Annotated in this window: 21 protein-coding genes; 11 read left to right on the forward strand and 10 right to left on the reverse strand. The window is 64.0% G+C overall.

Translation table 11 applies throughout. From position 1 onward, the window contains the following. The first annotated feature begins 3 nt into the window (after nucleotides 1–3). The 4 genes from dapF to J5X93_RS25060 are packed head-to-tail and all read left to right on the forward strand — an operon-like array spanning nucleotide 4 to nucleotide 3,149. Entirely contained in the window at nucleotides 4–834 is an 831-nt protein-coding gene (gene dapF / locus J5X93_RS25045) for a diaminopimelate epimerase (RefSeq protein ID WP_043213413.1), read from the forward strand. Between the two features lie 13 nt (nucleotides 835–847). Further along, a complete protein-coding gene (locus J5X93_RS25050; RefSeq protein WP_043213416.1) occupies nucleotides 848–1,558 on the forward strand; it encodes a DUF484 family protein in 711 nt (236 codons plus the stop codon). Further along, nucleotides 1,558–2,457: a tyrosine recombinase XerC gene (gene xerC, locus J5X93_RS25055; protein WP_102081141.1), complete on the forward strand. Its 900-nt coding sequence runs from the start codon at nucleotides 1,558–1,560 to the stop codon at nucleotides 2,455–2,457. The genes J5X93_RS25050 and xerC overlap by 1 nt, the downstream gene beginning before the upstream one ends. After that, nucleotides 2,454–3,149, forward strand: coding sequence for an HAD family hydrolase (locus J5X93_RS25060; RefSeq protein ID WP_043213427.1), 696 nt, complete (start codon nucleotides 2,454–2,456; stop codon nucleotides 3,147–3,149). Before xerC ends, J5X93_RS25060 begins: the two co-directional genes overlap by 4 nt. Nucleotides 3,150–3,234: 85 nt before the next feature. On the opposite strand, the gene sutA is transcribed toward J5X93_RS25060, so the two are convergent. From sutA to glnK, 3 genes are all read right to left on the reverse strand, one after another. Then, on the reverse strand, nucleotides 3,235–3,561 hold the full coding sequence (gene sutA / locus J5X93_RS25065; protein WP_043213429.1) for a dormancy-specific transcriptional regulator SutA: 327 nt from the start codon (nucleotides 3,559–3,561) through the stop codon (nucleotides 3,235–3,237). Nucleotides 3,562–4,018: 457 nt separating this feature from the next. Next, nucleotides 4,019–5,350: an ammonium transporter gene (locus tag J5X93_RS25070; RefSeq protein WP_043213430.1), complete on the reverse strand. Its 1,332-nt coding sequence runs from the start codon at nucleotides 5,348–5,350 to the stop codon at nucleotides 4,019–4,021. Between the two features lie 42 nt (nucleotides 5,351–5,392). After that, nucleotides 5,393–5,731, reverse strand: a complete 339-nt coding sequence (gene glnK, locus J5X93_RS25075; protein WP_002555808.1) for a P-II family nitrogen regulator — start codon at nucleotides 5,729–5,731, stop codon at nucleotides 5,393–5,395. Nucleotides 5,732–6,118: 387 nt separating this feature from the next. Here glnK and J5X93_RS25080 point away from each other — a divergent pair, with 387 nt between their 5' ends. The 4 genes from J5X93_RS25080 (at nucleotide 6,119) to J5X93_RS25095 (ending at nucleotide 11,066) form a co-directional block, all read left to right on the forward strand. After that, entirely contained in the window at nucleotides 6,119–6,382 is a 264-nt protein-coding gene (locus tag J5X93_RS25080) for an accessory factor UbiK family protein (protein WP_043213432.1), read from the forward strand. A gap of 180 nt (nucleotides 6,383–6,562) precedes the next feature. Beyond that, nucleotides 6,563–8,050, forward strand: a complete 1,488-nt coding sequence (locus J5X93_RS25085; RefSeq protein WP_102081142.1) for a YifB family Mg chelatase-like AAA ATPase — start codon at nucleotides 6,563–6,565, stop codon at nucleotides 8,048–8,050. A 164-nt stretch (nucleotides 8,051–8,214) separates the two neighbouring features. Further along, a complete protein-coding gene (locus J5X93_RS25090) occupies nucleotides 8,215–10,002 on the forward strand; it encodes a monovalent cation:proton antiporter-2 (CPA2) family protein (RefSeq protein WP_090344245.1) in 1,788 nt (595 codons plus the stop codon). A 152-nt stretch (nucleotides 10,003–10,154) separates the two neighbouring features. Beyond that, nucleotides 10,155–11,066: a LysR substrate-binding domain-containing protein gene (locus J5X93_RS25095; protein ID WP_043213439.1), complete on the forward strand. Its 912-nt coding sequence runs from the start codon at nucleotides 10,155–10,157 to the stop codon at nucleotides 11,064–11,066. A gap of 95 nt (nucleotides 11,067–11,161) precedes the next feature. Here the strand turns inward: J5X93_RS25095 and J5X93_RS25100 are convergent, their stop codons facing one another. The 4 genes from J5X93_RS25100 to ycaC form a co-directional block, all read right to left on the reverse strand. After that, a complete protein-coding gene (locus J5X93_RS25100; protein WP_167358081.1) occupies nucleotides 11,162–13,003 on the reverse strand; it encodes an amidohydrolase in 1,842 nt (613 codons plus the stop codon). Between the two features lie 291 nt (nucleotides 13,004–13,294). Continuing rightward, nucleotides 13,295–14,113 carry an alpha/beta fold hydrolase gene (locus tag J5X93_RS25105; RefSeq protein ID WP_043213444.1) on the reverse strand — a complete coding sequence of 273 codons (819 nt, stop codon included), beginning with the start codon at nucleotides 14,111–14,113 and terminating at the stop codon, nucleotides 13,295–13,297. Between the two features lie 39 nt (nucleotides 14,114–14,152). Further along, nucleotides 14,153–14,704: an antibiotic biosynthesis monooxygenase gene (locus J5X93_RS25110; RefSeq protein ID WP_043213446.1), complete on the reverse strand. Its 552-nt coding sequence runs from the start codon at nucleotides 14,702–14,704 to the stop codon at nucleotides 14,153–14,155. A 58-nt stretch (nucleotides 14,705–14,762) separates the two neighbouring features. Next, entirely contained in the window at nucleotides 14,763–15,392 is a 630-nt protein-coding gene (ycaC, locus tag J5X93_RS25115) for an isochorismate family cysteine hydrolase YcaC (protein ID WP_043213448.1), read from the reverse strand. Nucleotides 15,393–15,629: 237 nt separating this feature from the next. Between ycaC and J5X93_RS25120 the strand changes: the two genes are divergently transcribed. Further along, a complete protein-coding gene (locus J5X93_RS25120; protein ID WP_090344233.1) occupies nucleotides 15,630–17,057 on the forward strand; it encodes a mechanosensitive ion channel family protein in 1,428 nt (475 codons plus the stop codon). Between the two features lie 91 nt (nucleotides 17,058–17,148). On the opposite strand, the gene amaA is transcribed toward J5X93_RS25120, so the two are convergent. Both amaA and amaB read right to left on the reverse strand, forming a co-directional pair. Then, a complete protein-coding gene (gene amaA, locus J5X93_RS25125; protein WP_043213452.1) occupies nucleotides 17,149–18,435 on the reverse strand; it encodes an L-pipecolate oxidase in 1,287 nt (428 codons plus the stop codon). 157 nt (nucleotides 18,436–18,592) lie between these two features. Then, nucleotides 18,593–20,083 (reverse strand): L-piperidine-6-carboxylate dehydrogenase, encoded by a 1,491-nt coding sequence (gene amaB / locus J5X93_RS25130; protein WP_043213031.1) that lies wholly within the window; start codon nucleotides 20,081–20,083, stop codon nucleotides 18,593–18,595. Nucleotides 20,084–20,219: 136 nt separating this feature from the next. Here amaB and J5X93_RS25135 point away from each other — a divergent pair, with 136 nt between their 5' ends. Further along, nucleotides 20,220–21,110, forward strand: coding sequence for a LysR family transcriptional regulator (locus tag J5X93_RS25135; protein ID WP_043213029.1), 891 nt, complete (start codon nucleotides 20,220–20,222; stop codon nucleotides 21,108–21,110). Nucleotides 21,111–21,229: 119 nt separating this feature from the next. Then, complete coding sequence (gene hglS / locus J5X93_RS25140; RefSeq protein ID WP_197852550.1) at nucleotides 21,230–22,615, forward strand: 2-oxoadipate dioxygenase/decarboxylase HglS; 1,386 nt, start codon at nucleotides 21,230–21,232, stop codon at nucleotides 22,613–22,615. Between the two features lie 64 nt (nucleotides 22,616–22,679). On the opposite strand, the gene J5X93_RS25145 is transcribed toward hglS, so the two are convergent. Beyond that, a complete protein-coding gene (locus tag J5X93_RS25145) occupies nucleotides 22,680–23,630 on the reverse strand; it encodes a LysR substrate-binding domain-containing protein (protein WP_052352480.1) in 951 nt (316 codons plus the stop codon). Between the last annotated feature and the right edge of the window lie 70 nt (nucleotides 23,631–23,700).

Here is a 23,700-nt window from a genome sequence, read left to right on the forward strand (position 1 = left end):
ACCATGCTGCTGCGTTTCACCAAGATGCACGGGCTGGGCAACGACTTCATGGTCCTGGACCTGGTCAGCCAGCACGCGCACATCCAGCCCAAGCATGCCAAGCAGTGGGGTGACCGCAACACCGGCGTCGGCTTCGACCAGCTGCTGATCGTCGAGGCGCCGAACAACCCGGACGTGGACTTCCGCTATCGGATCTTCAATGCCGACGGTTCCGAGGTCGAGCAGTGCGGCAACGGTGCGCGCTGTTTCGCCCGCTTCGTGCTGGACAAGCGCTTGACCGCCAAGAAGCGCATCCGCGTGGAAACCAAAGGCGGCATCATCGAGCTGGACGTGCGCAACGACGGCCAGGTGTGTGTCGACATGGGCCCGCCGCGCTTCGCCCCGGCCGAGATACCCTTCATCGCCGATGAACAGGCCCTGAGCTATCCACTGGAAGTCGACGGCCAGGTCCATTCGATCGCCGCCGTGTCCATGGGCAACCCCCACTCAGTGCTGCGTGTCGACGACGTGAGAACGGCCCCGGTGCATGAGCTGGGCCCGAAAATCGAACACCATCCGCGCTTCCCGCAGCGGGTCAATGCCGGCTTCATCCAGGTCGTCGACCGCCACCACGCCAACCTGCGGGTCTGGGAGCGTGGCGCCGGCGAAACCCAGGCGTGCGGTACCGGGGCCTGTGCGGCCGCGGTAGCCGCCATCAGCCAAGGCTGGATGGATTCGCCGGTGAGCATCGACCTGCCGGGCGGCCGCCTGAACATCGAGTGGGCCGGCCCCGGCAAGTCCGTACTGATGACTGGCCCAGCCGTACGCGTGTATGAAGGACAGGTTCGTCTCTAATCGAGTAACCGCCATGACCGATCAGCCCCAGGTTGTACCCGAGCAGGCCCCCAGCCTCGATGCCGAGGCCGTGGTCGCCTACCTGCGCGCCCACCCGACCTTCTTCGCCGAACACGACGAGCTGCTGGTAGAGCAACGCATCCCCCACCAGCGTGGCGACAGCGTGTCGCTGGTAGAGCGTCAGCTGAAGTTGCTGCGCGATCGCAACATCGAGATGCGTCATCGCCTCTCGCAATTGATGGATGTGGCCCGGGACAACGACCGGCTGTTCGACAAGACCCGTCGCCTGATCCTCGACCTGCTCGACGCGGGCAGCCTCGAGGAAGTGGTCATGGCCGTGGAGGACAGCCTGCGCCAGGAATTCCAGGTGCCTTTCGTCAGCCTGATCCTGTTCGGCGAAAGTGCAGCCCCTGTCGGCCGCTGGGCCAGCAACGGCGAAGCCCAACAGGCCATCGGCGCGCTGCTGGGTAGCGGCAAGACTGTCAGCGGCAACCTGCGCGAGCATGAGCTGGCGTTCCTGTTCGGCGAGGAGCAGCGCAAGGAAGTCGGCTCCAGCGCGGTCGCCGCGCTCGACTACCAAGGGCTGCACGGCGTACTGGCGATCGGCAGCCGCGACCCGCAGCACTACAAGAGCAGCGTTGGCACCCTGTTCCTGAGCTATATCGCCGAAGTGCTCGGCCGCGTCGTCCCGCGCTTCACCCAGACCCTGCGACCGGTGCGCTGATGGAACGCCAGTTGGAGGCTTATTGCGCTCATCTGCGCAATGAGCGCCAGATGTCCGAACATACCCAACTGGCTTACCGTCGCGACCTGCAGAAGGTCATCGAATTCTGCGCCGCCCAAGGCATCACCGACTGGAATGCCCTGCAGGTCCAGCAGTTGCGCCAGATGGTGGCGCGCCTGCACCAGCATGGCCAGTCCGCTCGAAGCCTGGCACGCCTGCTTTCGGCAGTGCGCGGGCTGTACCGATACCTGAACCGCGAAGATCTGTGTCAGCACAACCCGGCCAATGGCCTGGCCGCGCCCAAGGGCGAGCGCCGACTGCCCAAGGTCCTGGACACCGATCGAGCCTTGCAGTTGCTCGACGGCGGCGTGGACGATGACTTCATTGCCCGTCGCGACCAGGCGATTCTCGAGCTTTTCTACTCCTCCGGGCTACGCCTGTCTGAGCTGACCAACCTTGACCTGGACCAGCTGGATCTGACCGCCGGGCTGGTTCAGGTACAAGGCAAGGGCAACAAGGCCCGTGTGTTGCCGGTCGGACGCAAGGCCCGCGAGGCCCTGCAGCAGTGGCTGAAGCTGCGCGGCATCAGCGCACCTCGGGACAACGCAGTGTTCCTGACCCGCCAAGGCACCCGCCTCGGCCAACGGGCGATCCAGATGCGGGTCAAGGCCGCGGGCGAGCGCGAGCTGGGCCAGCACCTGCATCCCCACATGCTTCGCCACTCTTTCGCCAGCCACCTGCTGGAGTCTTCCCAGGACCTGCGCGCAGTGCAGGAAATGCTTGGCCACGCCGACATCGGCACCACGCAGATCTACACCCACCTGGACTTCCAGCACCTGGCCGCGGTGTACGACAGCGCCCATCCTCGGGCCAAACGCAGCAAAGGCACAGACTCATGAGCATCAAGCTGATTACCTTCGACCTGGATGACACCCTGTGGGACACCGCACCGGTAATCGCCAGCGCCGAAATCGTCCTGCGCGACTGGCTCGCGGCCAATGCCCCGATCCTGGGCGGCGTGCCGGTCGAGCACCTGTTCGCCATCCGCGAGCGCCTGGTGCAGGCCGAACCCGGTCTCAAGCACCGCATCAGCGCCCTGCGCCGCCGTGTGCTGTTCCATGCGCTGGAAGAGGTCGGCTATAGCGAGAAACAAGCCTTGGAGCTGGCCAACGAAGGCTTCGAGGTGTTCCTGCACGCACGCCATCAGGTGGAGGTGTTCCCCGAAGTGCAACCTGTGCTGGAAATCCTGCGCCACCAGTACATGCTCGGCGTGGTCACCAACGGCAACGCCGACGTGCGTCGTCTGGGGCTGGCGGACTACTTCAGGTTTGCCTTGTGCGCCGAGGACCTGGGCATCGGCAAGCCGGACCCGGCACCGTTCATGGAAGCCCTGCGTCGGGGCGAGGTCCAGGCCGGTGCTGCAGTGCACATTGGCGACCATCCCGCTGACGATGTCGCGGGCGCCCAGCGCGCTGGGCTGCGGGCGGTGTGGTTCAATCCCCAAGGCAAGGCGTGGGTGGGCGAACGGGCACCGGATGCAGAAATCCAGCGGCTGTCGCAGTTGCCGGACGTTCTGTCGCGCTGGCGCTGAAAGGGGCGGTTTACCGCACAACCCGACAAAACCCGCGCCCACAAAAAAGCCCGCAGCGACGGCGGGCTTTTTTGCGTTCAGCCACTCAGATAGGGCGGCTGCCGTACTTGTTGTCCGGCTTTTTGGGTGGATCGGCGACCACGTTGGCTTCGACCTCCTGAACCTTGCCACCACGCGCAAGGAACTCTTCCATGGCCTTGGCCAGCGCATCGCGCTCCTTCTGCTTGGCTTCCATGCTTGGCATCTCGTCCACCGAGACCGCCGCCTTGGATTTACCCTTGGCTACCGGTGCGGGGCTGTCGTCTTCGCCAGCGTCTTCCGCGCCGTCGTCGGCCGCAGCTTCAAGGCCCTCATCGGCCTCGTCTTCATCGCCTACTTCGAGGTCGTCATTTTCCAGATCGTCGTCGCTCATGTTCTACCTCATGACTTGCGAAAAGCAGGTTAGTTATAGACCAGTGGAGCCGTAGACCGGCAGCCACCAGTGAAAATTCAACTGGCCGTGGGTTGGCCACTGCCCGGACGTCTCTCTCCTGATGTGGAGACTGTCGCCCAACAGGCTCTGCTCCTGGCAGAACCTGAAAAATCATCGAGCCATCGGCCGGAAAAAAGCGCCGGCAGCACCTGCTGGCCATGCGCTACTGGCAAGCCTAGCAAAGGGTGGAGAAGTGTGTGGACAGCTCATCGAACACCCTTCGGCGCGCATTCTAGCGCGCTCGTTGAAAAAGCAAAGCTCCCTGAACGCCCAGCGCGTTGTAAGTTTTAGGCCTGTGTCACGAACGTGCCGGGTAAACCGTTTGCTCTTCGCTAAACAGCGAATTCCAGGCAAAAAAATGCCCGGCGAACCGGGCAAGTTTTCCAGCGCGTCGCGGTTACAGGTTGTAGCCGCGCTCGTTATGTTGAGCCAGATCGAGGCCGACCGACTCTTCTTCTTCGTTGACCCGCAGCCCCATCAACACGTCCAGCACCTTGAGGATCACGTAGGTGACGATGGCGGTGTAGACCACGGTGAACAGCACGCCCTTGGTCTGCACCCAGACCTGCGCGGCGATGTCGGTGACCGCGCCGAAGCCGCCCAGGGCAGGCGCCGCGAACACACCGGTGAGAATGGCGCCGACGATACCGCCGATGCCGTGCACACCGAAGGCGTCCAGGGAGTCGTCATAGCCCAGCTTGCGCTTGAGGCTGGTGGCGCAGAAGTAGCAGATCACGCCTGAAGCCAGGCCGATGATCAGCGCGCCCATCGGCCCCACGGTGCCTGCCGCCGGGGTGATGGCCACAAGGCCTGCGACCACACCGGAGGCGATGCCCAAGGCGCTGGGTTTGCCGTGGCCGATCCACTCGGCAAACATCCAGCCCAGCGCTGCGGCGGCGGTGGCGATCTGGGTGACCAGCATCGCCATGCCGGCGGTGCCGTTGGCCGCGGCGGCGGAACCTGCGTTGAAACCGAACCAACCGATCCACAGCATGGCCGCGCCCATCAGCGTATAGCCCAGGTTGTGCGGGGCCATCGGGGTGGTCGGGTAGCCTTTGCGCTTGCCCAACACCAGGCAGCAGACCAGGCCGGCGATACCGGCATTGATGTGCACCACGGTGCCACCGGCGAAGTCGAGTACGCCCCAATCCCACATCAGCGCGCCATCACCGCTCCAGACCATGTGCGCGATCGGCGCATAGACCAGGGTGAACCAGACGCCCATGAACACCAGCATGGCCGAGAACTTCATGCGTTCGGCGAAGGCGCCGACGATCAGCGCCGGGGTGATGATGGCGAAAGTCATCTGGAACGTGATGAAGACTGCCTCGGGGAACAGCGCGGTGGCCGAGGTCAGGTTCTGAGGCGTGACGCCGCTCAGAAACGCCTTCGAGAAGCCGCCGACGAAGGAATAGAGATTGACCACGCCCTTTTCCATACCGGTGGTATCGAATGCCAGACTGTAGCCGTAGACCACCCACAGAATGCTCATCAGGCCGGTAATGGCGAAGCATTGCATCATCACCGACAGCACGTTCTTGGAGCGGACCATGCCGCCATAGAACAAGGCCAGACCCGGAATGGTCATGAACAGCACCAGCGCCGTGGCAGTGAGCATCCAGGCGGTATCGCCGGAATTCAACGCCGGGGCAGCTTCCTCTGCCAAGGCCAGGCCGGGCATTACGAGGGACAATAGGGCTCCTAGCCCTGCGATCTTACGCAGAGTCATGTTGTTTTCTCCTGGGGCGTTGGGTTTGTGAGGCGGTGTTACTTAGATCGCGTCGGTATCGGTTTCGCCGGTACGGATGCGGATGGCCTGCTCCAGATTGACCACGAAAATCTTGCCGTCACCGATCTTGCCGGTGTTGGCGGCCTTGGTGATGGCTTCGATGACACGGTCAAGGTCCTTGTCGTCGATCGCGACGTCGATCTTCACCTTGGGCAGGAAATCGACCACGTACTCGGCACCGCGGTACAACTCGGTATGGCCTTTCTGCCGACCGAAGCCTTTTACTTCGGTCACGGTGATGCCCTGCACGCCGATTTCCGACAGCGACTCGCGCACGTCGTCCAGCTTGAACGGCTTGATGATGGCAGTGACTAGCTTCATGAAACTTCTCCCGATTTGGTGGACTTGCCCCAGGAAAACAAACCCGTCTCAAGTCTAAGCGCAGCGGTTGGCTTTGTAACCCGTCGTCGGAGCCCTCTCGCCAAAGTCGAGGGGCCGTTGGTTCCAGCCTCGCACTGCCTGGTCACAAGAACTGCATCAGTGCATGGCTCGAAATGGTCTTTGCAGAAACCTTGCCACTTCGGATAACCCGAGCAAAAACAGTCGATTACGCTCAGAGGCAGGCTTTTGCCAATTGCCAGCAGAGAAAACACGCACAACTTCGGTGCGTCGAACCGCTGCAGACTGCGCAAAAAATGTGCAGGGCAAACGCCATCCAGGTGCGTGCTACACTGCGCACCTCTCAACGATTCAAGCGGACAGCCCAACATGCTCGCGCCCAAAGCCTTTCTCGACGCCCTGAGCGACCAGGCCTCTCGCCTGTTCAGCGGCGACACCGCACAGCCACGCGCCGAACTGGAGAGCCAGTTCAAGGTCCTCATGCAGGGCGCCTTCAGTAAGCTGGACCTGGTCAGCCGGGATGAATTCGACAGCCAGATGGTAGTCCTGGCGCGCACTCGCGCACGCCTGGAAGCCCTGGAAAAGCAGGTGGCCGAGCTGGAAGCGCGGATCGCTCCGTCCGCTGAGCAATAACAGCCGCCCGCTTTCGCCGATGCCTGTTCTGCGGTGTTCTCATGAACACCGCTGTCCCTACAGGCCGTCGGTCACTCCCTGCAAAACCCCGACGCACTCTTTCGCAATCGCCCTTCCCCAGGCGCTCTATGCTTGCCCAACCGCAGGAAGCGGTTTTCCCCAAGCGACCACGGAGTGTCCATGTCCCTCGCCCTCGTCCACAGCCGCGCCCAGGTCGGCGTGCTGGCGCCTGCTGTCAGTGTCGAAACCCATCTGGCCAACGGCCTGCCCACCCTGACCCTGGTCGGTCTGCCCGAAGCCACGGTCAAGGAGAGCAAGGACCGCGTGCGCAGCGCCATCGTCAACTCCGGCCTGGACTACCCCGCCCGACGCATCACCCAGAACCTCGCCCCGGCCGATCTGCCCAAGGACGGCGGGCGTTACGATCTGGCCATCGCCTTGGGCATCCTGGCCGCCAATGGCCAGGTTCCGGTGGCGCCCCTGAGCGAAATCGAGTGCATCGGCGAGCTGGCGCTGTCGGGTGGATTGCGCCCAGTGCAAGGCGTGCTGCCTGCGGCACTGGCCGCGCGAGAGGCTGGGCGAGCCCTGGTGGTACCCAGGGAGAACGCCGAGGAAGCGAGCCTGGCGAATGGCTTGGTGGTCTACGCGGTGGGCCATCTGCTCGAGCTGGTGGCCCACCTCAACGGCCAGTCGCCCCTATCACCCTTTGCAGCCAACGGCCTGCTGCTGCGGGAGCGGCCCTACCCGGACCTCAGCGAGGTCCAGGGCCAGACTGCCGCCAAGCGTGCGCTGCTGGTGGCTGCGGCCGGTGCACACAATCTGCTTTTCACCGGACCGCCCGGCACGGGCAAGACCCTACTCGCCAGCCGCCTGCCCGGGTTGCTCCCGCCGCTGGATGAGCACGAGGCTCTGGAAGTGGCGGCAATCCAATCGGTCAGCGGTCATAAGCCGCTGGACTGCTGGCCCCAGCGCCCCTTCCGTCATCCTCATCACTCGGCGTCAGGCCCGGCCCTGGTGGGCGGTGGCAGTCGACCTCAACCGGGCGAGATCACCCTGGCGCATCATGGCGTGTTGTTTCTGGACGAACTGCCGGAGTTCGAGCGACGCGTGCTCGAAGTGCTCCGCGAGCCGCTGGAGTCAGGGGAAATCGTGGTGGCCCGTGCCAAGGATCGCATACGCTTTCCTGCACGCTTTCAGCTGGTAGCGGCCATGAACCCCTGCCCTTGCGGTTACCTGGGTGATCCCACCGGGCGTTGCCGGTGCAGCACCGAGCAAATCCAGCGTTATCGCAACAAGCTGTCCGGCCCGCTGCTCGACCGGATCGATCTGCACCAGACCGTGGCCAGGGAAAGCACCGTACTGACCCACCAGCCCTGCGGCGAGTCCAGCGCCAGCGTCGCCCGCCTGGTGGCCGAGGCACGTGAGCTACAGCAGCGGCGCCAGGGCTGCGCCAATGCCTTTCTCGACCTCAACGGCCTGCGTCGCCACTGTGCGCTGGAAGCGGTCGACCAGGCCTGGTTGGAAAATGCCTGCGAGCGCCTGACTTTGTCCCTGCGGGCGGCCCATCGCCTGCTCAAGGTAGCCCGTACCTTGGCAGACCTTGAACAGAGAGAATGCATTGGGCGTGCGCACTTGGCCGAAGCGCTTCAGTATCGACCAAGCACCTGATCATCAGACAGCACCCGGTTCGCGGATAATCCGCTGCCCAAAGGTATCGATTCCGGAACGATGCTTCCCGAAGCGACGGGATTGTCCTGTTTGCTGCTCAAGACGAAAATGCCCGCCTCTGCTATCCATTGCCTAACCCTCTCGTCGCTCAAGGAGTCCGAGCCATGCCCCACGAAGCCAGCCTGCTGCAAACGGCGGTGATTTTCCTGCTTGCCGCCGTCGTTGCCGTACCCCTGGCCAAGCGCCTGCAACTGGGGGCGGTGATCGGCTATCTGCTCGCTGGTGTGGCCATCGGGCCCCAGGCACTGGGACTGATTCGCGACACCGAGAGCGTCGCGCACATCTCCGAGCTGGGCGTGGTCCTGCTGCTGTTCATCATTGGCCTGGAGCTCTCGCCACGGCGGCTGTGGCTGATGCGCAAGGCGGTGTTCGGCGTGGGTCTGGCCCAGGTGCTGATGACCGGTGCGGTCATTGGCGCCATCGCCCTGTTCGGCTTCGGCCAGCCGCTGCCCAGCGCCATGGTGCTGGGCTTGGGCCTGGCCTTGTCGTCCACCGCATTCGGCTTGCAGAGCCTGGCCGAAAGCAAACAGCTCAATGCCCCTCACGGTCGCCTGGCCTTCGCCATCCTGCTATTCCAGGACATCGCCGCCATCCCCTTGATCGCCCTGGTGCCACTGCTGGCCGCCAGCGGCCCGGACACCAGCCATGGCGACAGCCTGCAGCATGGTCTGCAGGTATTCGCCAGCATCGCCATCGTCATCGTCGGCGGCCGCTACCTGCTGCGCCCGGTATTCCGCACCGTGGCCCGTACCGGCCTGCCGGAGGTGTCCACCGCGACTGCGTTGCTGGTGGTGATCGGCACCGCCTGGCTCATGGAGCAGGCCGGCATTTCCATGGCCTTGGGCGCCTTCCTCGCCGGTCTGCTGCTGGCGGACTCGGAGTACCGTCACGAGCTGGAGTCACAGATCGAGCCGTTCAAAGGTCTGTTGCTGGGGTTGTTCTTCATCAGTGTGGGCATGGGCGCCAACCTCGGGTTGCTGCTGGAGATGCCGCTGGTACTGCTCGGCCTGACCCTGCTGCTGGTGGCAGTGAAACTGCCGTTGCTGATGCTGGTCGGGCGCCTGGCCGGCGGCTTGAACACCGCCAGCGCCCTGCGCCTTGGCGTGGTGCTGGCGGCAGGTGGCGAATTCGCCTTCGTAGTGTTCAAGCTGGGCAAGGACCAGGGCCTGTTCGATGCCCGTACCCACGACATGCTGCTGATGACCATCACTCTGTCGATGGCCATCACCCCGCTGTTGCTGCTGGCCTGCGCACGCCTGCTCAAGCGCCCGCAACCGGCTCGCGAGGTGCCGGAGCACTACAAGAGCATCCAGGCCGACACACCACGGGTGGTGATCGTCGGCATGGGCCGCATGGGTCAGATCGTCTCGCGCATCCTGCGGGCGCAGAAAATCCCCTTCATTGCCCTGGACACCTCGGTGGACACCATCGAGATGACTCGCACCTTCGAACAGGCTCCGGTGTTCTACGGCGACCCGCAGCGCCCGGAGGTCTTGCATGCGGCCAAGGTTGGCGAAGCCGAGTACGTCATCATCACCACGGATGATCCGGAAGTGACCACCCGCACCGCCGAGCGGGTCAAGCGCCTGTATCCGCACCTGAAGGTGATCGCCCGGGCGCGCAACCGCCAGCATGTGCACAAGCTGATGGACGTGGGCGCCGAGCCGATCCGTGAGACGTTCTATTCCAGCCTTGAGATGAGCCGCCGCACCCTGCTCGGACTGGGCTTGTCGGGCGAGCAGGCCGCAGACCGAATCCAACGCTTCACCGAACACGACGAGCAAGTACTCGAAGCCCAAGGCCGCGTGCGCGACGACCGGGCCAAGGTGATGCAGACCGCCCAGGAAGCGCGCAAGGAGCTGGAGCGGCTGTTCGAGTCGGATGCGCCGTAGGCCATAGCCTCAGCGCACCGCTATGCCTGCGAAGATGGACTGATCCTGCATGGGCCGCACAGCGGCCCCTACTCATTCATGGGCCTTCGCCGCTCAAAACAGACTCGCTACGGTAGACTGCGAAATCCCTCGCCTGCGTTTCGAGAATGCCCATGGAAGACCTCAACTCCCTCTACTACTTCACCCAGGTAGTCGAGCACGGCGGTTTCGCGCCGGCCGGCCGGGCCCTGGACATGCCCAAATCCAAGCTCAGCCGGCGCATCGCCGAACTGGAAGAGCGCCTGGGCGTGCGTCTGCTGCATCGCACCAGCCGGCACTGCTCGCTGACGGAAGTCGGCCAAGCCTATTACCAGCGCTGCCTGGCCATGCGGGTGGAGGCCGAGGGGGCCGCCGAAATCATCGAGCGCAACCGCAGCGAGCCCCGCGGCCTGGTACGCATCAGTTGCCCCACGACCTTGCTCAATGCCTGGGTGGGGCCGATGCTGACGCGCTACATGGCCAAGTACCCGCAGGTGGAGTTGTTCATCGAGAGCACCAACCGCCGGGTCGACCTGCTTCACGAAGGCTTCGACATCGCACTGCGGGTGCGCTTCCCGCCGCTGGAGAATACCGACATGGTGATGAAGGTGCTGAGCAATAGTACTCAGTGCCTGGTGGGGCAGCCGTCGTTTCTCGAACAACTGCCGGAAAACTTCGAGCCGCAGATGCTGGGCCAACTGCCCAGCCTGCATTGGGGCAGTTCGCAGCGTGAGTACCAGTGGGAATTGTTCCAGGACGAAAGCATGGCGCAGAAGCTGGTGATCGCACATAAGCCCAAGGTAGTCACCGACGACCTGTTCGCCTTGCGTCACTTTGTGGTGGCAGGTGTGGGAATCGCGCATTTGCCACGGGTAGCGGTGCGCGAAGACCTGGCGGCAGGCAGGTTGGTGGAAATGCTGCCGGGTTGGCACCCGCGCTGCGGGATCGTCCATGCGATCTTCCCGTCCCGGCGGGGGTTGCTACCGTCAGTGCGGGCGTTGATCGATCATCTGGCCGAGGAGTTCGCGGTCAGCGATATGGCGTGAGTTGGCGGGTGACGCTTTGCAGCCCTGGCACGCGGTCGCCAGCCCCCACAAGAGCCTGTTGAATGCTGTGGGGGCCGGCGCCAGCCTGGTGGCTTTCAGAAGGCGAAGCAGGAACAGCCCAACGCTCCCCAGAAGCCCTGGAAGTCATTCACCGGCACGGTCGAATGACGCGCTTTCTCATGGCTGTGCGCATGTACGCCGCACGGCCCGACACATTGATGTGCCACCGCCGCCAAGGACGGTGTACCCACCCGCCAATGCCCCGGAACCTTGGTCACCGGCGACCACTCCGGCAGCACCGGCACCTGGGGCGGTCCGAGCTTGTCGAATTCCGCTGCGCCATAGACCACCTTGCCATCGACAATGGTCAGCACCGACTCGATGCCCTTGATCGCCTCTTCATCGACACTGAAGAAGTCAAGTGACAGTGCCGCCAGGTCCGCCAACTGCCCCACCTTGATCTGACCTTTCTTTCCCTGCTCGCTGGAGAACCAGGCGCTGCCCTGGGTGAACAGTTGCAGCGCAGTCTCGCGGCTCAGTCCCTGCGGATACAACGCCATGCCACCCACGGTCTTGCCGCTGACCAACCAGTACAGCGAGGTCCACGGGTTGTAGCTGGACACCCGTGTCGCGTCGGTACCGGCGCCCACCGGCACGCCCATGTCGAGCATGCGCTTGATCGGTGGCGTCTGCTCGGCAGCCTTGGCGCCGTAGCGGTCGACGAAGTATTCCCCCTGGAAGGCCATGCGGTCCTGGATGGCGATGCCACCGCCCAGCGCACGCACTCGCTCGATGTTCTGCGGGGTGATGGTCTCAGCATGGTCGAAGAACCATGGCAAGCCATTGAACGGGATATCGCGATTGACCTTCTCGAACACGTCGAGCATGCGCGAGATCGATTCGTTGTAGGTGGCGTGCAGGCGGAACGGCCAGCGCTGCTCAACCAGATGGCGCACCACCGGCTCCAGCTCCTGCTCCATGGTCTGCGGTAGATCCGGGCGCGGCTCGAGGAAGTCCTCGAAGTCGGCGGCGGAGAACACCAGCATCTCGCCGGCGCCGTTGTGGCGGAAGAAGTCGTTGCCGCCATGCAGCTTGACGCTGGAGGTCCAGTTCTTGAAATCGGCCAGCTCCTCCTTAGGCTTCTGGGTGAACAGGTTGTAGGCAATCCGCACGGTCAACTGGTTGTTGTCGGCCAGTTCCTGGATCACCTGGTAGTCGTCCGGGTAGTTCTGGTAGCCACCACCGGCATCGATAGCGCTGGTCAGGCCCAGGCGGTTGAGCTCACGCATGAACTGGCGCGTGGAGTTGACCTGATACTCCAGCGGCAGCTTCGGCCCCTTGGCCAAGGTGGCGTAGAGGATCATCGCGTTGGGACGCGCAATGAGCATGCCGGTCGGGTTGCCGAACTTGTCACGCTGGATCTCGCCGCCTGGTGGGTTGGGCGTCTCCTTGGTGTAGCCCACGGCGTTGAGGGCGGCACGGTTGAGCAGCGCGCGGTCGTAAAGGTGCAGCAGGAACACCGGCGTGTCCGGCGCGGCCTGGTTGATTTCTTCCAGCGTCGGCATGCGCTTTTCGGCGAACTGGAATTCGTTCCAGCCACCGACCACTCGCACCCATTGGGGCGTGGGGGTGCGTGCGGCCTGGTCCTTGAGCATGCGCAGGGCATCGGCAACTGATGGCACGCCTTCCCAGCGCAGTTCCAGGTTGTAGTTCAGGCCACCGCGGATCAGGTGCAGGTGCGAGTCGTTCAGACCGGGGATCACCGTGCGTTGCTTGAGGTCGATGATCTGCGTGGTGTTGCCTTTGTGGGCCATGGCCTCGGCGTCGCTGCCCACGGCAATGAAGCGGCCGTCCTTGATGGCGACGGCGGTCGCGGTGGGCTTCTCGCGGTCAACAGTATGCAGTTTGCCGTTGAACAGAATCAGGTCGGCGGACATGGAACCTCCTTGGCTGGTTGCGTAAGCGGAACCGGCTTGGCCGGCGAAAGGCAATGCGGACCAGAGCGCGCCGGCGGCACCGAGGACGGTACTGGTGGCGAGGAACTGGCGACGGGTCTTGTCGTTGCGATCCTTGGACATGGTCTTCTCCGTCTAGGCGGCAGCGGCCGGAGCCGCTGCGGGGCATGCCGATAAGTGCAGTGCGGTGGGTTGTGAAAGGGTAGCCCTGTTCACCATTTGTGCTGCCTGGCGAGCTCGATTCGCGGGCTCACCCGTGAAAGCCTGCCACGATCACTTCTGAAGAAACGCCAGCAGATCTTCGTTCAGCTGCTGGGCATGGGTCACTGCAAACCCATGCGGTGCCCCGGCATACACCTTCAGCTCAGCCCCGCGGATCAACGCCGCCGCCTGCTTGCCGGTGGTCTCGAACGGCACGATCTGGTCGTCGTCGCCATGGATGACCAACGTCGGTACATCGATCTTCGCCATGTCCGGACGGAAGTCGGTCTCGGAGAAGGCTGTCACGCAGTCCAGGGTGCCCTTGATCGAGGCCATCAGGGCGATGTTCAAGGTCTGGGTCTGCACCCCTTGGGAGACCTGCTGCCCATGGTTCAGGCCATAGAACGGTGTGGCGAAATCGGCGATGAACTGCGCACGGTCGGCACGCAGACCGGCACGGATGCTTTCGAACACCGACAGGTCGACCCCCTCGGGGTTGTCGTCACGCTTGCCGAACACCGGGGTCACCGCCCCCAGCAACACCAGCCCGGCCACCCGCTCGCTGCCGTGACGGGCGATGTAACGGCTGACATCACCGCCCCCCATCGAGAAGCCGACCAGGGTCACGTCACGCAGATCGAGGTGTTCGATCAACTGGGCGATGTCATCGGCGAAGGTGTCGTAGTCGTAGCCATCCCAGGGCTGGCTCGAACGCCCGAAACCACGGCGGTCGAAGGCGATGGCGCGGTAGCCGCGGCTGGCCAGGAACTCCATCTGCGAATCCCACATGTCGGCGTCCAGTGGCCAGCCGTGGCTGAACAGCACAGGCTTGCCGCTGCCCCAGTCCTTGTAATAGATCGAAGTGCCATCGCGGGTAACGAGGGTGGTCATATCGGTATCTCCTTGAAAGTGTCGAGCTAAAGGCGTGGTTCAGCCGCGCAGCCAGTCGGCGCAGCGACGGGTTACCCACGGCATGATGTAGAACACCACGGGCAGGATGACGAACAGGTTGACGATCAAGTTGCCGGTGATCGCGCCGCCCAACTGCGGAAAGCGCGCGAAAAGCGGCGACAGCAGTTGCGGGATGACCAAGGTCATGGGGCAAATCACCAGGTAAGTCAGCAGCGCCTGCTTCCAGCGCGGCGGTTGGGATGCACCGGTGGTGGGCGGGGTGAACCAGAACTCCGGATCGTCATGGACCTGGGTCTGGTCGCCCTCCTCCAGCAGCGGCAGCACCTCGTTGATCAGCGCCTGGCGCTCGGGAGAGTCGACCCAGGCCTGCAGCTGGTCGGCCTCGGCGAAGCGCACCACGGTGGTGAACTGACGGCCACCGTCGTCAGGTCGGATCACATTCACATCCAGATGACCCGGCTGCTGGCGGGCCACGCTGACGGTGTGCCGCAACCAGGCTTCATAACGCGCCAGCGCATCGGTGCGCACTTTGTGCTGGATGACCAGCGTCACCACGGTACGGTTGTTCATCGGCTTCCCCTGGACAAGATGAGGCCAGACGCCGGGATCCGGCGCCTGGTGAAGTGGGTTACTTGCCAGCAGTCAGCGTGCTGTAGCTGGTCATCAGGTTGCGGTAGTCCGGGATGTGGTTGGAGAACAGGGTACCCAGGCCCTCGATGTCGTTGCGCCAGTCGCGGTGCAGCTCACAGGCCACGCCGAACCAGGTCATCAGTTGCGCACCGGCCGCTTCCATCCGGCGCCAGGCGGCGTCGCGGGTCATCTCGTTGAAGGTCCCGGAGGCATCGGTGACCACGAACACTTCGAACTCTTCTTCCAAGGCCGACAGCGCCGGGAAGGCCACGCACACTTCGGTCACCACACCCGCGATGATCAGTTGCTTCTTGCCGGTGGCCTTCACCGCCTTGACGAAGTCTTCGTTGTCCCAAGCGTTGATCTGGCCTGGACGCGCGATGTAGGGGGCGTCCGGGAACTGCGCCTTGAGCTCCGGTACCAGCGGGCCGTTGGGGCCTTGCTCGAAGCTGGTGGTGAGGATGGTCGGCAGGTTGAAGTACTTGGCCAGGTCCGCCAGGGCCAGCACGTTGTTCTTGAAGCGGTCAGGCTCGATGTCCCGTACCAGCGAGAGCAGGCCTGCCTGGTGGTCGACCAGCAGTACGGCAGCGTTGTTCTTGTCCAGGCGGTTGTAGGTGAATTTGCTCATGGTCTGTGTTCCTTCAGTGAGTGAGTTGGGGTGTTGCCTTGACTGCATGGGCACAGATTAAAAACATCACCTTTGAAGCACTAGATAGCAAAAACTGGCTCTAGCGTTCTATTTTCGGAACGACGATCGAAGCGACACCCTTTGCGAGCCTTTTGCCGCTGTGCGGCCCCGGCTCCATTGCCTGCCCGCCCAACCTGCTCTTTACTACCCACAGCCTTTCTCTGTCGCGAGACTTCCATGCTGGCGTTCATTCAGTCCTCCCCGCTGTTGCTCGGCGCCGCCCTGCTGCTGCTCGACCTGGTGTTATGGCAGTTGATCCCGGTCGAGCGCCGGGCCTGCCGTATCGGCGCTCGGCTGGTTATTTTCCTGTTGTTCAGCTGGGTCCTGTTGGCGGCGGGCATGAGCCCGTTGCAACCGGCGCCCTGGGTGGACGACGTGCCCCGCAACCTGATGGCCACCGCGCTGGAGATCGCCTGGTGGCTGTTCTTTGCCCGTACCGTGACAGTGGTGTTCGGCCTGGTGCTGATCGCCCGGGGCGGTCATGGCGGGCGGTTATTGCAAGACGTGCTCGGGGCACTGATCTTCGTGGCAGCGGTGATCGCGGCAGCGGCCTACGTGATGCAACTGCCGGTCAAGGGGCTGCTGGCAACCTCAGGCGTCATGGCCATCGTCATCGGCCTTGCATTGCAGAGCACCTTGGCGGACGTGTTCTCAGGCATCGTGCTCAACACTACGCGGCCTTATCAGATTGGTGATGCGATCTCCATCGACGGTACCGAGGGCAAGGTGCTGGACATCGACTGGCGGGCCACGCGCCTGCTCACCGGCAATGGCAGCCTGGCGGTGGTGCCCAACTCGGTGGTGGCCAAGGCCAAGCTGCTCAATTTCAGCCGTCCGGCGGACGTGCATGGGGTGTCGATCAGCGTGGTGGTGCCGGCCAAGGTGCGCCCCAAGCGGGTATTCGATGCGCTGGAAAAAGCCCTGCAGGGCACCAGCGCGCTACTCACGACACCGCCGCCCAAGGTGACCGTGAAAGCCTCAACGCTAGAGTCGGTGGAGTACGAGGCCAGCGGGTTCGTGGCGACCATGGAGCGCAAGGTCGAGGTGCGCAACCAACTGTTCGACCTGGCCCATCGTCATCTGGAGGCCAACGGGGTGATGTGGAACGTGGACCTCGCCCTGCCCCCACGCAGTCGCCAGCGCGAGCTGCTGGATGACGTGCGGGTGTTCCGCTCCTTGACCAGCGATGAACGCGACGCCTTGAGCCAGCGCATGACCGCGGTGGAATACCTGGCGGACCAAGTGATCCTGGGCGTGGGGGAACACTCCGACTATGTGCTGGTGATCGGCAGCGGCGTGGTGTCGGCGTCGATTCGCGATGGCGAACGCCTGATCGAAGCCGGGCGCATGGGGCCTGGCGAGGTGCTGGGAATCGAAGGCCTGATCGACGAGGAGGAGTCGCTGGCCGAATTTCGGACCCTGACAGGCTGCCTGCTCTATCGCATCGACAAGGAGCAGGTGCGCAACTGCCTGGCCCAGCGGGGCGAGGTACAGACCGCTCTGACCAAACTGCAGCGTTTCCGTCGTCAGAACCGGGAGTCGTTGCTGATGCAGAAACCGCCCGTGGTGAAGAAAGGCGGCTTCCTCAGCTGGCTGCACAAGTGATTCGTCCAGGCGCCTTTCGCGGGTAGACCTAGTCCTACAAGGCCAGCGCTGCCCTGTGGAAGCGGGTTTGCCCGCGCACAAGCCGACGCGGTCAGAGCACCACCCGCAGGCATTGCCCCGCGTGATACAGCGAGAAGCCCGACTCATAGAAGGCCGTGCGCAGCGAAGGCGCGCTGACCGGCTTCATTGGCGAGAACGGGATCGGCAGGCTGTTCGGGTCATCCTTGAGCAGGAACTCGGCGAACGCACGGCCAATCACCGTCCCGGTCGTGTTGCCCCGGCCGTTGTAGCCAGTCACCGCCACCAGCCCAGGGGCCGGCTCGAACAGGCGCATCAAGTGATCCGGCGTGAAGTCGATGCAACCGGTCCAGTGCATCTCCCACTCGACCTTGCCCAGCTCCGGGTAGTAATGGCTCTGGATGCGGTCTGCCCAGCTGCGCACGAACCAAGCCGGCTTGTTGTCCACTCGGCCGAGGCTGCCGAGCAGCAGACGGCCTTGGTCGTCGCGGCGAATGCTGCTGAGCACGGTGCGGGTGTCCCAGGAGCCCTGGCCATGAGGCAGGACCTTGTCGGCCGCGGCGCCCTGCAGCGGCTTGGAAGCCACCTGGTAGTAGTAGCCACGGAAGAAGTGCTTCTGCAGGTTGCTCCACTCGCCTTCGGTGTAGGCACCGGTGGAGATCACCACCTTGTCGGCGCGCACCGAGCCGCGAGCGGTGTTCACTCGCCAGCCATCGCCGTCGCGCTCAAGGCCTTCGACCGAAGATTGCTGGAATACCCGTCCGCCCAGGCGTGCCACGGCGGCAGCCAAGCCCTGGGTGTAGGCCATCGGGTTGATGGTGCCGGCGCGGCGGTCGAGCAGCGCGGCGGAAATCTTGTCGGTGCCGCAGTATTCCTGGCAGCGGGCCCCGGTCAGCAGCTCGACATCCGCGCCGCGACGACTCCACTGGGCGTGACGCGCCTCGAGGTCGGCAATGCCAGTGGCGTTGTGTGCCATGTGCAGGGTGCCTTTGTGCTGGGCCTGGCAGTCGATGCCGAGGCGCTCGATCATCGCGAACACTTCGGCAGGCGCTGCGCCGAGCACTTTGTTCAGGCGGCTGCCCTGCTCCAGGCCGAGGGTCGCCTCGACATCGTCGGGACGGATCCAAGTGCCGGCATTGACCAGACCGACGTTGCGTCCAGAGCCACCATGGCCGATCTTCCAGGCCTCCAGCAGGATCACCGACTTACCCTGTTCGAGCAGGTGGATCGCTGCGGACAGCCCGGTGATGCCGCCGCCGATCACACAGACATCGGCCTTGTGCTCACCCGCCAGCGCCTGGGCGGCGACGGTCGGCTTGGTGACGAACTCCCACAGACATTCTTGACGCAATTCGGACATGGCCCGGCTCCAGCAGTGTTGTTCTTGTTGGGGCCGCTGCGCGGCCCTTTCGCGGCTGGACCCGCTCCCACAGCTACATCACAGGTCAAAAACCCTGTTGTACCTGTGGGAGCGGGTCCACCCGCGAACCGGGGGCAAGGCCCCCGGCCTGCGATCATCAGTCGAACACGATCCCCTGCGCCAGCGGCAGCTCGCGCGAGTAGTTCACGGTGTTGGTCTGACGACGCATGTAGCCTTTCCAGGCATCGGAACCGGACTCACGACCACCGCCGGTTTCCTTCTCGCCACCGAACGCGCCGCCGATTTCCGCGCCGCTGGTGCCGATGTTGACGTTGGCGATACCGCAGTCGCTGCCCGAGGCGCTCTGGAAGCGCTCGGCCTCACGCAGGTCGGTGGTGAAGATGCACGACGACAAGCCTTGCGGTACTTCGTTATTCAGGCGCAGGGCCTCTTCGAAGTCGTCATAGGCCAGCACATAGAGGATCGGGGCGAAGGTCTCGTGGCGCACCACCTCGCTCTGGCCCGGCATCTCGACGATGGCCGGCGAAACGTAGTAGGCGTTGGGGTATTCGCTGGCCAGCTGGCGCTCGCCGCCGAACACCTGGCCACCTTCGTCGCGGGCCTTGGCCAGCGCGCCTTGCATGGCGTCGAAGGATGGCTTGTCGATCAGCGGGCCGACCAGGTTGTCCTTGCGTGGGTCACCGATGCGCACCTTGCCGTAGGCGGCTTTGACGCGGGCAACCACTTCGTCCTTGATGGAGCGGTGCACGATCAGGCGACGCAGGGTGGTGCAGCGCTGGCCCGCAGTACCGACCGCGGCGAACAGGATGCCGCGCACGGCCAGGTCGAGATCGGCGCTCGGGGCCAGGATCATGGCGTTGTTGCCACCCAGCTCGAGGATGCTGCGGCCAAATCGGGCGGCTACACGTGGGCCCACTTCGCGGCCCATGCGGGTGCTGCCGGTGGCGCTGACCAGCGGTACGCGTGGATCATCCACCAAGGCTTCGCCGGCTTCGCGACCACCGATCACCAGCTGGCTCAGGCCTTCCGGTGCATCGCCAAAGGCTTTCAGGGCCTTCTCGAACAGTGCCTGGCAGGCCAGGGCAGTCAGCGGGGTCTTCTCGGACGGTTTCCACACCACGGCGTTGCCGCAGACCAGCGCCAGCGCGGTGTTCCAGGCCCAGACCGCTACGGGGAAGTTGAAGGCGCTGATGACGCCGACCACGCCCAGCGGGTGCCAGGTCTCGCGCATGTGGTGGCCTGGACGCTCGGAAGCGATAGTCAGGCCGTACAGCTGACGCGACAGGCCAACGGCGAAGTCGCAGATATCGATCATTTCCTGCACTTCACCCAGGCCTTCCTGGGTGATCTTGCCGGCCTCGATGGACACCAGTTCGCCCAGCTCGGCCTTGTGTGCACGCAGCACTTCACCGAACAGACGCACCAGCTCGCCACGGCGCGGGGCCGGCACGCTGCGCCAGGCTTCGAAAGCTTTGTGGGCCTGGTCGATGCGGGCAGTGGTCTCGGCTTTGCCGAGCAGTTTCACCGAGGCGATCTGGCTACCGTCGATCGGGGTGTGAACAGGGTAGTCACCCTGGGTGTAAGCCTCGGCGGCAACGCCAAGGCGCTCGAGCAATCCAGCGACCATGTGCTTCTCCTACAGGGGGTGAAGGGTTGAAAACCTGATGTGGATCAGTATTAATCCGATGACACTAGCGCAACAAACGACCTTTATTCCGCATATCATTCCGTCAGGTAATGATCCTCCTGCCGTAGAGACCGCTATGTCCAAACGCCTGGTACCCTCGATGACCGCCTTGCAGTGCTTCGAGGCTGCTGCTCGCCACTTGAGCTTCACCCGCGCGGCCGAAGAGCTGCACCTGACCCAGAGTGCGGTCAGCAAGCAGGTCGCGCAGCTCGAAGAGATGCTCCGGCATCATCTGTTCCTGCGTATCCGCCGACGTTTGCAACTCACACCAGCCGGCTCGCTGTACCTGGCCGAAGTCAACAAGATTCTCACCCAGGTGGACATGTCCAGCCGCTACGTCCTGACCTATGGCGAGCAGACCGAAGTATTGAAGGTAGCCACCCAACCAAGCTTTGGCGTGCGCTGGTTGATTCCGCACCTCAAGGGCTTCGGCAAGCGCTACCCGAACATTCATTTGGACATCCGCAACGAAATGGAGCCTTTCGCCCTGCTTCAGGGCTCGGCGGATGCAGTGTTCTTCTATGGCCAGGGCACCTGGCCAGGCGCCACCTGCGTGGAGCTGTTCGGCGAAGAGGTGGTGCCGGTGTGCGCGCCGGAGCTGTTGCAAGGCCGTGAGCTCAAGGACGCCAGTGCGGTGGCGCAGCTTGTGTTGTTGCAAAGCACCTCGCGCCCGGAGGCCTGGCACGAGTGGTTCCTGGAGCAAGGGCTGCATACCGACAACAGCTACCACGGGCCACGCTTCGACACCTTCTATATGGCGCTGAGCGCGGCACAAGCCGGTTGCGGCGTGGCGCTGGTGCCCCGCTACCTGGTGGCCAAGGAACTGGCCGAGGGCAGCCTGGTGATGGCCTGGAACCATGCGATGAAGAGCAACGGCGCGCATTACCTGGCGTTCGCCGAACATGCCGCGGAGGTGCCGAAGGTGCGGGCGTTGGTGGAGTGGATCAAAGACCAGCTGCAAGGCTGATAGGTGGGACCAGAAGGTCGATCCAAAAAGGAATGACACCTGCACTTTTTTTCGCTTGTGGGGAAAGTGCATTCCCAGCTTTCATGTAAGGGTACTCACTCACCCCCAGGAAGCTAGCGATGCCCGCCCACGATTTCGTCAGCCCCGACAGCATCCGCGCGCAGTTCTCTGCCGCAATGTCCCTCATGTACAAACAGGAAGTGCCTCTGTACGGCACGCTGCTGGAGCTGGTGAGCGAAATCAACCAGCAGGTCATGACCCAGCAGCCCAAGATCGCCGAAGCCCTGCGCTGGACCGGTGAAATCGAGCGCCTCGATCAAGAGCGCCACGGCGCCATCCGCGTCGGTACCGCCGAGGAGCTCGCGACCATCGCCCGCCTGTTCGCGGTCATGGGCATGGAGCCGGTCGGCTACTACGACCTGAGCAGCGCCGGCGTGCCTGTGCATTCCACCGCGTTTCGCGCGGTACACGAGCAGTCCCTGCACATCAGCCCGTTCCGCGTGTTCACCTCGCTGCTGCGCCTGGAACTGATCGACAACCCGCAGCTGCGCGAACTGGCCCAGGGCATCCTGGCCAAGCGCAAGATCTTCACCCCGCGGGTGCTGGAGCTGATCGCCCAGTGCGAGCGCGACGGCGGCCTGAGCGCCAGCGATGCCGATACGTTCGTGCAGGAAGCGCTGCACACCTTCCGCTGGCACCAGGACGCCACTGTCACGGCCGAGCAGTACCAGCAATTGCACGACCAGCATCGCCTGATCGCCGATGTCGTGGCCTTCAAGGGCCCGCACATCAACCACCTGACCCCACGTACCCTGGACATCGACGCCGTCCAGCTGGGCATGCCAGCCAAAGGCATTCCGCCCAAGGCTGTGGTCGAAGGCCCGCCCACCCGCCGACACCCGATCTTGCTGCGCCAGACCAGCTTCAAGGCGCTGCAGGAAAAGGTCGCGTTCAGCGATGCACAAGGCAGCCACACCGCGCGTTTCGGCGAGATCGAACAACGCGGTGCGGCGCTGACCCCCAAGGGTCGCCAGCTCTATGACCGCTTGCTCGACGCCACCCGCGAGGCCCTGGGCGGCGCACCGGCCGAAGCCAACGCCGAACGCTACATGGCGCTGCTCAAGGCGCAGTTCGCCGAATTCCCGGACGACCTGGTGCAGATGCGCGAACAGGGGCTGGCGTACTTTCGCTACTTTGCCACCGAAAAAGGCTTGGCCGCCCGCGACCAGCAAGGTCGTCCGACCACCCTGCAAGGCCTGATCGATGCCGGCCACGTGCATTTCGAGGCGCTGGTGTACGAAGACTTCCTGCCGGTCAGCGCCGCCGGGATCTTCCAGTCCAACTTGGGCGACGATGCCCAGGCCGAGTACGGCAGCAACGCCAACCGCGAGGCATTCGAAGCGGCACTGCAGATGAAGGTACAGGATGAACTGGCGCTGTATGCCCAGAGCGAGCAGCGCTCACTCGAGGCTTGTGCCCAGGCGCTGAACCTCAAGTCGCTGTAAGCCATTAGCCGGTAAACCCGCTCCCAGGCCCCTCCAGGAGCGGGTTTACCCGCGAACAGCCAGATCAATCGGAATTCGAGCGATCCCGCGATTGGGTCTCAAGGATGCTCACATCCGGTAGGTTCATCGCCGCCGCCTCTTCCTGCAAGAAGGCGCTCAACCTGCGCAAACGCTCTCCCCCAGGCCTCGTTCGTGGCCACACCAGGTAGTAATCCATGCCACTGGGCACCGCTGTCGGCCACGGCAGACTCAGGCGTCCCTGGGCCACGTCCTCGGCCACCATCAGCAGATCGCCCATGGAGATGCCATAGCCACGGGCAGCTGCGATCATGCCCAGCTCCAGGGTATCGAACACCTGCCCGCCCTTGAGCGAGACCTTGTCGGTGAGCCCCATGCGCTCCAGCCAGGCGCGCCAATCGCGTTTGTCCGGCGTCGGGTGCAACAGCTCAATGCCGGCCAGGCGTCGCTCGTCCCATGGGCCATCATCGAGCAGGCCCGGCGCGCCCACCGGGATCAGCAGCTCGGAGAACAGCCGACGCACCTCCCAGTCCGCGGGAAATAACCCATCGCTGAGCAACACCGCACAGTCGAACGGCTCCTGATTGAAGTCCACATGGTCCACGTCCATCCAGGCGCTGGTCAGTTGCACCTCGTTGCCTGGCTGCAGGTGACGGAACTGGCTCAGGCGCGACAACAGCCAGCGCATGGTCAAGGTCGACGGGGCCTTCATGCGCAAGATGTCGTCTTCGCCGCGCAAGGTGTCGCAGGCCCGCTCCAGCGCACTGAAGCCCTCACGCACGCCGGGCAACAGCACCCGCGCCGCCTCGGTCAGTTGCAGGCTGCGACCGTTGCGCACGAACAAGCGGCAGGCGAAGTGATCCTCCAGGGTGCGGATATGCCGGCTGACCGCGCTCTGGGTGATGGACAGTTCCTCACCGGCGCGGGTGAACGAGCTCAGCCGAGCGGCGGCTTCGAATGCGCGTAGCGCATAGAGCGGGGGAAGCTGACGAGACATCTGGCACCTGCCCAGCGGGGCGAGAATGGAATGCACAGGATCATATATGCATGAGTCCGACTCATGCCAA

Origin of the sequence: Pseudomonas sp. BYT-1 (assembly GCF_023611805.1) — a bacterium.
GTDB classification, from domain to species: Bacteria; Pseudomonadota; Gammaproteobacteria; order Pseudomonadales; family Pseudomonadaceae; genus Aquipseudomonas; species Aquipseudomonas guariconensis.

What these genes read in the sequence shown, in the direction of transcription:
- dapF (WP_043213413.1), top strand. Translation starts at nt 4, where the DNA reads ATGCTGCTGCGTTTCACCAAGATGCACGGGCTGGGCAACGACTTCATG.
- J5X93_RS25050 (WP_043213416.1), top strand. Translation starts at nt 848, where the DNA reads ATGACCGATCAGCCCCAGGTTGTACCCGAGCAGGCCCCCAGCCTCGAT.
- xerC (WP_102081141.1), top strand. Translation starts at nt 1,558, where the DNA reads ATGGAACGCCAGTTGGAGGCTTATTGCGCTCATCTGCGCAATGAGCGC.
- J5X93_RS25060 (WP_043213427.1), top strand. Translation starts at nt 2,454, where the DNA reads ATGAGCATCAAGCTGATTACCTTCGACCTGGATGACACCCTGTGGGAC.
- sutA (WP_043213429.1), bottom strand. Translation starts at nt 3,561, where the DNA reads ATGAGCGACGACGATCTGGAAAATGACGACCTCGAAGTAGGCGATGAA.
- J5X93_RS25070 (WP_043213430.1), bottom strand. Translation starts at nt 5,350, where the DNA reads ATGACTCTGCGTAAGATCGCAGGGCTAGGAGCCCTATTGTCCCTCGTA.
- glnK (WP_002555808.1), bottom strand. Translation starts at nt 5,731, where the DNA reads ATGAAGCTAGTCACTGCCATCATCAAGCCGTTCAAGCTGGACGACGTG.
- J5X93_RS25080 (WP_043213432.1), top strand. Translation starts at nt 6,119, where the DNA reads ATGCTCGCGCCCAAAGCCTTTCTCGACGCCCTGAGCGACCAGGCCTCT.
- J5X93_RS25085 (WP_102081142.1), top strand. Translation starts at nt 6,563, where the DNA reads ATGTCCCTCGCCCTCGTCCACAGCCGCGCCCAGGTCGGCGTGCTGGCG.
- J5X93_RS25090 (WP_090344245.1), top strand. Translation starts at nt 8,215, where the DNA reads ATGCCCCACGAAGCCAGCCTGCTGCAAACGGCGGTGATTTTCCTGCTT.
- J5X93_RS25095 (WP_043213439.1), top strand. Translation starts at nt 10,155, where the DNA reads ATGGAAGACCTCAACTCCCTCTACTACTTCACCCAGGTAGTCGAGCAC.
- J5X93_RS25100 (WP_167358081.1), bottom strand. Translation starts at nt 13,003, where the DNA reads ATGTCCGCCGACCTGATTCTGTTCAACGGCAAACTGCATACTGTTGAC.
- J5X93_RS25105 (WP_043213444.1), bottom strand. Translation starts at nt 14,113, where the DNA reads ATGACCACCCTCGTTACCCGCGATGGCACTTCGATCTATTACAAGGAC.
- J5X93_RS25110 (WP_043213446.1), bottom strand. Translation starts at nt 14,704, where the DNA reads ATGAACAACCGTACCGTGGTGACGCTGGTCATCCAGCACAAAGTGCGC.
- ycaC (WP_043213448.1), bottom strand. Translation starts at nt 15,392, where the DNA reads ATGAGCAAATTCACCTACAACCGCCTGGACAAGAACAACGCTGCCGTA.
- J5X93_RS25120 (WP_090344233.1), top strand. Translation starts at nt 15,630, where the DNA reads ATGCTGGCGTTCATTCAGTCCTCCCCGCTGTTGCTCGGCGCCGCCCTG.
- amaA (WP_043213452.1), bottom strand. Translation starts at nt 18,435, where the DNA reads ATGTCCGAATTGCGTCAAGAATGTCTGTGGGAGTTCGTCACCAAGCCG.
- amaB (WP_043213031.1), bottom strand. Translation starts at nt 20,083, where the DNA reads ATGGTCGCTGGATTGCTCGAGCGCCTTGGCGTTGCCGCCGAGGCTTAC.
- J5X93_RS25135 (WP_043213029.1), top strand. Translation starts at nt 20,220, where the DNA reads ATGTCCAAACGCCTGGTACCCTCGATGACCGCCTTGCAGTGCTTCGAG.
- hglS (WP_197852550.1), top strand. Translation starts at nt 21,230, where the DNA reads ATGCCCGCCCACGATTTCGTCAGCCCCGACAGCATCCGCGCGCAGTTC.
- J5X93_RS25145 (WP_052352480.1), bottom strand. Translation starts at nt 23,630, where the DNA reads ATGTCTCGTCAGCTTCCCCCGCTCTATGCGCTACGCGCATTCGAAGCC.